The sequence below is a fragment of the Streptomyces sp. NPDC055140 genome, from assembly GCF_053607285.1.
In genome coordinates this window covers 1-5835 of sequence record NZ_JBSGTG010000095.1, presented here as the reverse complement: position 1 = coordinate 5835, position 5835 = coordinate 1, and the positions used below count along the sequence as shown (strand labels likewise).

The following is a 5835-nucleotide window of genomic DNA, read 5'->3' as shown; positions in this document are numbered from 1 at the left end:
CAGGCCTCGCAGTCGATCTAGGACTGCCGATGCCGCCCGCCTCCCGAACCTGGTGGGCGCGGACGGTTTCGAACCGCCGACATCTGCCTTGTAAGGGCAGCCGTGATCCGAAGCGAATGCCCCCAGGTCACTCCGGCTGTAGCGGCAGCCTAGGTGAACGGCGCGTCTCGACTGCGCCGAGCCGTCGTTGACCGTGGTTGACCGCACGATGTGGCACGGCTGTGGCACGGGGACTTCTTCGTCCCGAAGTAACTGGGGATGCTCGCTCCCTTGGGTTGCTGTGCCTGTCACCGGCTCTGATGGTCCGCTGACGTCCACGGTTGTTCGTGGTTGTACGTCGCGGTTGTCACGCAGTTAGACACTCACCGCTACTGCTGTCCGTGTGAGGCCCTAACCTGTTGTCCCGTAAATGATCTTCGACCGGTGTCGGCCGCCTCGTGCGAGGCGAAGATCGCCTGATGCCCGATCGTGATCCAAGGGTGCACAACCCCGCGTGGATCCCGGCTGTCTGAAAGGCGCCGGAAGATGAGTCTCCGGCGCCTTTCGGTGCAGAGATCGGGGATCAGGTGGGGAAGAAGGTCTGGAGAGCTGTCGTGGCCGGTGGCGCGGCGGTGGTGTTCACGGGCGTGGCCGCGGTGCCGGCCGGGGCGGCCGAGGGCGGGGTCTCGTTCACCCGTGTCCAGGTGAATGGCGGCAAGCCCATTGTGATCGGGGTGTCGAACGAGGTCGCGGCGCCCACCTCCTTCCGGATGGCGACCACCCATGAGTGGAAGTATCCGGCGGTGTTCCTGTACCGCGGCAATGCGGATCCGACGGGTGATCGGCTGTGGCACGCCATCGAGACGAGCGACTGCATCAAGGTGAGCACTGGCGTGTGCGACTTCAACGAGACGATGTACTTCGACCCGAGCGTGTGGGATATGCACAACAGCGAGGCCGGAGCCTGGAAGGTCGCGGCCGAGGTGTCCTTCAAGGGCGGCGGCGGTGACACTGACGATGAGGGCCTCACTGTCTACGTCAAGCGCAACTCCCGCCTGACTGTGAATGCCTCGCCCGAGCCGGTAGCCAAGGGTAGGACCATCACCGTGACCGGAAAGGTCACGCGGGCCAACTGGGAGACCAGGAAGTACGCCTCCTACGGAGGCCGCCTGGTGAGCCTGCAGTTCAAGCCCACCGGAGCCACCTCCTACACCACGGTGAAGAAGGTATACGCGAACGGCTCGGGTGATCTCGGGACGACCGTGAAGGCATCCCAGACCGGTACCTGGCGCTGGGCGTACTACGGCAACACCACTACCGGGCCGTCGACTTCGGCTGGCGACAACGTCGTAGTGAAGTGAGTTCCCTGGACTGCCTCTCGACCTACTCGGCACAGCTACGGGACTTCCCAATGCTGATGTCAACCCGCAGCCGCAACTGGAAGTGACGGCTGATAGCACACTCCGTCACGGATCATCGCCCACAGAACGTTGACGCGACGACGAGCCAGGGCAAGCAAAGCCTGCTTGTGGCCTTTCCCTTCCCGCCGCTTGCGTTGGTAGTACACCTTGGAGTCAGGACAGGACTTGAGGCTGGCCATCGCCGACAAGTACATGGTCCGGAGCAGACCACGGTGATAGCGGCGGGGTCTGCGCAGATTGCCGCTGACACGGCCCGAGTCTCGGGGCTGCGGGGCCAGACCGGCGAAGCCGGCCAGGCGGTCGGCACTGCCGAAGGCGTCCATGTCGCCGCCCGTTGCGGCGATGAACTCCGCGCCGAGCCTGGTGCCCATGCCGGGCAGGCTGAGGATCACGTCGGCCAGCGAATGTTCGTGAAACCGGGCTTCGATGAGGGCGTCGAGTTCCGCGATCTCCTCCTCGAGGGCCATCACTGCCCTCGCGAGGCGAACCACCATCGCTGCGGCCACCGTCTCGCCGGGCAGCGCGGCGTGCTGAGCCTGGGCGGCTTCCACCACCACGTGAGCCAGTGCAGCGGCACCTTTAACTTTGCGGTTCTTGAGCCAGGTCTCGATCCGCTTCGTGCCTGCTCGTCTGATTGCTGCCGGAGTCTGGTATCCCGTCAGCAGCATCACCGGACCTTTGTTGGTCAAATCCAGTGCCCGCTCCAACGCAGGGAAAATCTCCAGCAGTTGGGCGCGGAGCCGGTTGATCTGACGGGTGCGATCGAAGACGAGGTCCAGACGTCTGGTCGTCAGCGTGCGCAGATCGATGGCGATCTCGTCGCCGGGCCTGAGCAGTCCCAGGTCCCGGCGGATGCGTGCCTGGTCGGCGATGACGAAGGCGTCCTTCGCGTCGGTCTTTCCCTCGCCCCGGTAGGTTGCCGAGGCGCGGTGCACTGCCAGGCCGGTGAGGTAGGCGACAGACTGGCCGTGAGCGGTGAGCAGACCGATCAGCAGAGCAGCACCGCCATGGTTAAGGTCGACGGCCCACAACACGTCATCGGATATCGCCAACACGTCGCCGAGCAGTGTCAGCAGTTCGGTCTCGTCATTGCGGATCCGGCGGGACAGCAGCCGCTTGCCCTCCGCGTTGATCGCCACGGCGTGGTGATGTGTCTTGCCGATGTCCACACCGGCCCAGATGTCGGGCACGTTTCCCTCCGCCAGCTCGTCGCACATGGAACCCGCAGACGACCGCGCCGGCGTTGTCCTACAGCAGCGATCAAGTCGCGTATCCCAATTGGCGGTCGGGTCGTCGTGGGGCTTCGGGCGGCCAAGTCCCGTAAGCCATCCAGCGGCTCAACCTTTACAGCCATACCCGAAGCCCCCGGGCCCTCCGATCCTACGAACGACCAGAGCACGCCCACGCCAAGAAGGTAGGACGACCTTTAGGGTCGGCGTCGCGCGGTCGGCGGCGAGGTATCCAGCTCTGAAGTGCAGCTGCATCCCTGGTTCTGTCTGGGGGTGGTCCGGTATCCAATCCGTGGCCCAACCGACGTCCAGGCCTAGTTGATGGCTAAGAGGGGGACCTGTCAGCGCCGACCGCGCACAAGCCCTGAACAGCCTTGAAAACCGTCGTGGCAGCGATGTCACCGTGGGTTCAAATCCCACACCCACCGCAGGTGAATGGCCCCTGACCAGGTAACTCGGTCAGGGGCCGTTTACGTGAGCGTTGTCCGTCAGCGACCGCTGTTCCCCGCTGTTTCCCGACCGAACAGGCATGGGAGGGGCACGCCGACTGGCCATCTCTAGACGGCGAGCAGCCCGGCGAGCATCAAAGCGACCACCGCAGAGAAGACCCGCAGCTTCCTCCAGCCCGGTCCCGAAGCCTGGCGGGTCAGTTCCCAGACGCCTACAAGACCGCCACCTAGTAGGACTCCGTTAGGTTTCTCTGGATCTTGGGTTCTGGCTGGTGGTTGATGTTCTGGGCAGGGGGCGGTGGCAGGTGGTGCGGGTGCCGGTCCAGCAGTTCAGCAGCTCTTGGATGGTGTCGAGGATCTGGTAGAGGGTGAGTCCGCTGTATCGGCTTTTGGGGCCAGTCGCTGTTCGGTGAGGAACGCGTGGGCGGCGGTGACCAGGGTGACGTGGTGATGCCACCCGGTCCAGGAACGGCCCTCGAAGTGGTCCAGCCCGAGACCGTGTTTGAGTTCCCGGTAGTCGTGCTCGATGCGCCAGCGGATCTTCGCCAGGCGGACCAGTTCGGCAAGCGGGGTGCCGACGGGCAGGTTGGACAGCCAGTAGTCGGTGGGTGCTTCGGCGCCTTCGGGCCATTCGACCAGCAGCGTGACCTCGGGCAGGACACCGTCCCAGCAGCCCTCCCGCGCGGTGGCGGCGGCCTGGGCCAGGCGGCGGGCCCTGACCCCGGCCGGCCGCACCCGCAGAGCCAGGAAGTGTGAGCGCATCGGTCCGCGGGAGCCTTCCCGCCAGGTCACCTCGGTGAACGCCTGCCGGCCATGGCCGGCCGCCAGCGCGGCCACCGAGGACGGCTTGTCCCGGTAGCGGGGCTGCGGCTTGCGGCCGTTGCCCGGCCAGGGCGGCGTGAGGGGCATGGCATCGTGCGGGTGGACGGTCACATCCGAGCGGATGGCGACGACATACCCGATTCCCCGGCTGTCCAGGCCGTCGCGGAAGTCGGCGTTCTGCCCGTAGCCGGCGTCGGCCACCACCACCGGCGGCACCAGCCCCCACCCGGCCAGCTCATCAAGGGTGTCCAATGCCAGACGCCACTTCTCCCGGTGCCCGACCTCCTGCGGAATCCCGGTCTTGCGCCGACGTATCGGGTCGCCCGCCCACTCCCCGGGCACGAATAATCGCCACTGCAGCGGACAGGACGCGGTGTCGGAAACCGCATGCACGCTCACCGCGACCTGGCAGTTGGCCTGCTTGCCCAAAGCCCCGCAGTACTGAGGGGCGACCGCCACCGACATCTTCCCGTCCTTGGGGAACGACACATCATCGACCGCCCAGGCAGCCGGGCCGATCTGCGGCACCATCCGCTCCGCAATCCGCCGCCGCACCGGCACCGGATCCCAGGTCGACTGGTTCACGAACTGCTGCAGGTTCTGCTCGTTGCCGTCCGGCAGCCGCTCCGCCATCGGCTGGATCGAATTACGCCGCCCGTTCAGCATCAGCCCTCGCAGATAGCAGTCGCCCTTCGCCCGCTGATCCTTGCGCGGCACGGAGGCGAACACATCAGCCACGAATAACGCCAACTTCGCCCGAGCACGGTTCACTTCATGCGTGTCCATACCCTCCAACATGCCCCCGAATAGGACGGCGAGACAGACCTAACGGAGCCCTACTAGTACTCCAGCTGTAGTTCGTGATCTCGCCGCCAGGCAGGCCCTACTCGTTCGCGCCGTGCCCGAGTGGCCACCCGATGACGCCTTCCGCTTGAACGTTGCGCAAGGACGCTCCTTCGAACCGGGCACCGGTGACGTAGGTCAGCCCGAGCGGGGGCACGCCAGTGTTCACGCTTCCGAACCTGGCGTCGGTCAGATCGGTGTCGCGCAGGTCAGCACCGCGCAGATCGCATCCGGCCAGGCTGACCTCGCGCAGTGAAGCCCCGCGCAGGTCTGCGTCGTTGAAGTCACAGAACTTGAACCAACACCCGTCCAGGGTGGCGTGGCGTAGATCGGCCCCGATGAACGAGCAGCGGGTGAACCGCAGCCGCGACGTGCGAGCGGAAGCCAGGTTCTGGCCGGTGAAGTCCTCACGGTTCACGGCCGCATAGCTGTGGAGCGCGGCGAGTCGTTGTCTCGCGGTCGGTGGCGTGGTCATGTGCGCCAGCGTGTCAGCCGGGTCGGTGGCCGTCGCCCGGATTTCCGGCAGTTCGCCGTCCGTCAGCCGGTCACACAGGTCCGGGCTGGTGCGGGAGCAGGTGCGGCCACCGGTGATCATCGGTGTGTGAAGACAGAAGATCAGACGGTGGCCGCAGGTCACAGCATAGATCCCGTCCGTTGGCGGGAGGCGTTCGAGGTGGCCACGGGGCGTATCGCGGGCCGGTTCGCCCGGGTCGAACCCCGGCGGCGGGCCGGGCGATTGGTGTTGGGACTGCTGGCGGACCTGCCGCGCAAGAACTGCTGGACGATCGCGGAGTGGGCCGGGGACGCGAATCCGCATGGCATGCAGCATCTGCTGTGCCGGGCGGCCTGGGACGCTGATGCCGTCCGCGACGACGTGCGCGAGTACGTCGTGGAGCACCTGCACGACGAGGCCGCGGTGCTGGTCGTGGACGAGACCGGCGACGTGAAGAAGGGCACCCACACCGTTGGGGTCCAGCGCCAATACACTGGCACCGCCGGGGCCCGTATTTCAATAACTGTCAGCGACGGGTTTCCGCGGGGGTTGTTCGGGCGTGTAGCTGTTCCAATGTGCGGGCGGGCGATCCGGGTATG

Annotated in this window: 5 protein-coding genes; 2 read left to right on the top strand and 3 right to left on the bottom strand. The window is 66.1% G+C overall.

The window, feature by feature from the left end; all coding sequences use genetic code 11:
- Positions 1 to 566 precede the first annotated feature (566 nt).
- Complete coding sequence (locus tag ACWFR4_RS47365; protein WP_453658003.1) at positions 567 to 1340, top strand: hypothetical protein; 774 nt, start codon at positions 567 to 569, stop codon at positions 1338 to 1340.
- 59 nt (positions 1341 to 1399) lie between these two features.
- Here the strand turns inward: ACWFR4_RS47365 and ACWFR4_RS47360 are convergent, their stop codons facing one another.
- The 3 genes from ACWFR4_RS47360 to ACWFR4_RS47350 form a co-directional block, all read right to left on the bottom strand.
- Positions 1400 to 2617: an IS110 family transposase gene (locus tag ACWFR4_RS47360; RefSeq protein WP_453658001.1), complete on the bottom strand. Its 1218-nt coding sequence runs from the start codon at positions 2615 to 2617 to the stop codon at positions 1400 to 1402.
- Between the two features lie 791 nt (positions 2618 to 3408).
- A complete protein-coding gene (locus tag ACWFR4_RS47355; protein ID WP_453657999.1) occupies positions 3409 to 4686 on the bottom strand; it encodes an IS701 family transposase in 1278 nt (425 codons plus the stop codon).
- 97 nt (positions 4687 to 4783) lie between these two features.
- Positions 4784 to 5218, bottom strand: coding sequence for a pentapeptide repeat-containing protein (locus tag ACWFR4_RS47350; protein WP_453657997.1), 435 nt, complete (start codon positions 5216 to 5218; stop codon positions 4784 to 4786).
- Positions 5219 to 5383: 165 nt separating this feature from the next.
- Between ACWFR4_RS47350 and ACWFR4_RS47345 the strand changes: the two genes are divergently transcribed.
- On the top strand, positions 5384 to 5835 hold a 452-nt coding region (locus ACWFR4_RS47345; protein ID WP_453658005.1), incomplete at its 3' end, for a transposase.

Coding starts and splice junctions, on each gene's coding strand:
- ACWFR4_RS47360 (WP_453658001.1), bottom strand. CDS start 2,617: ATGTGCGACGAGCTGGCGGAGGGAAACGTGCCCGACATCTGGGCCGGT.
- ACWFR4_RS47350 (WP_453657997.1), bottom strand. CDS start 5,218: ATGACCACGCCACCGACCGCGAGACAACGACTCGCCGCGCTCCACAGC.
- ACWFR4_RS47355 (WP_453657999.1), bottom strand. CDS start 4,686: ATGGACACGCATGAAGTGAACCGTGCTCGGGCGAAGTTGGCGTTATTC.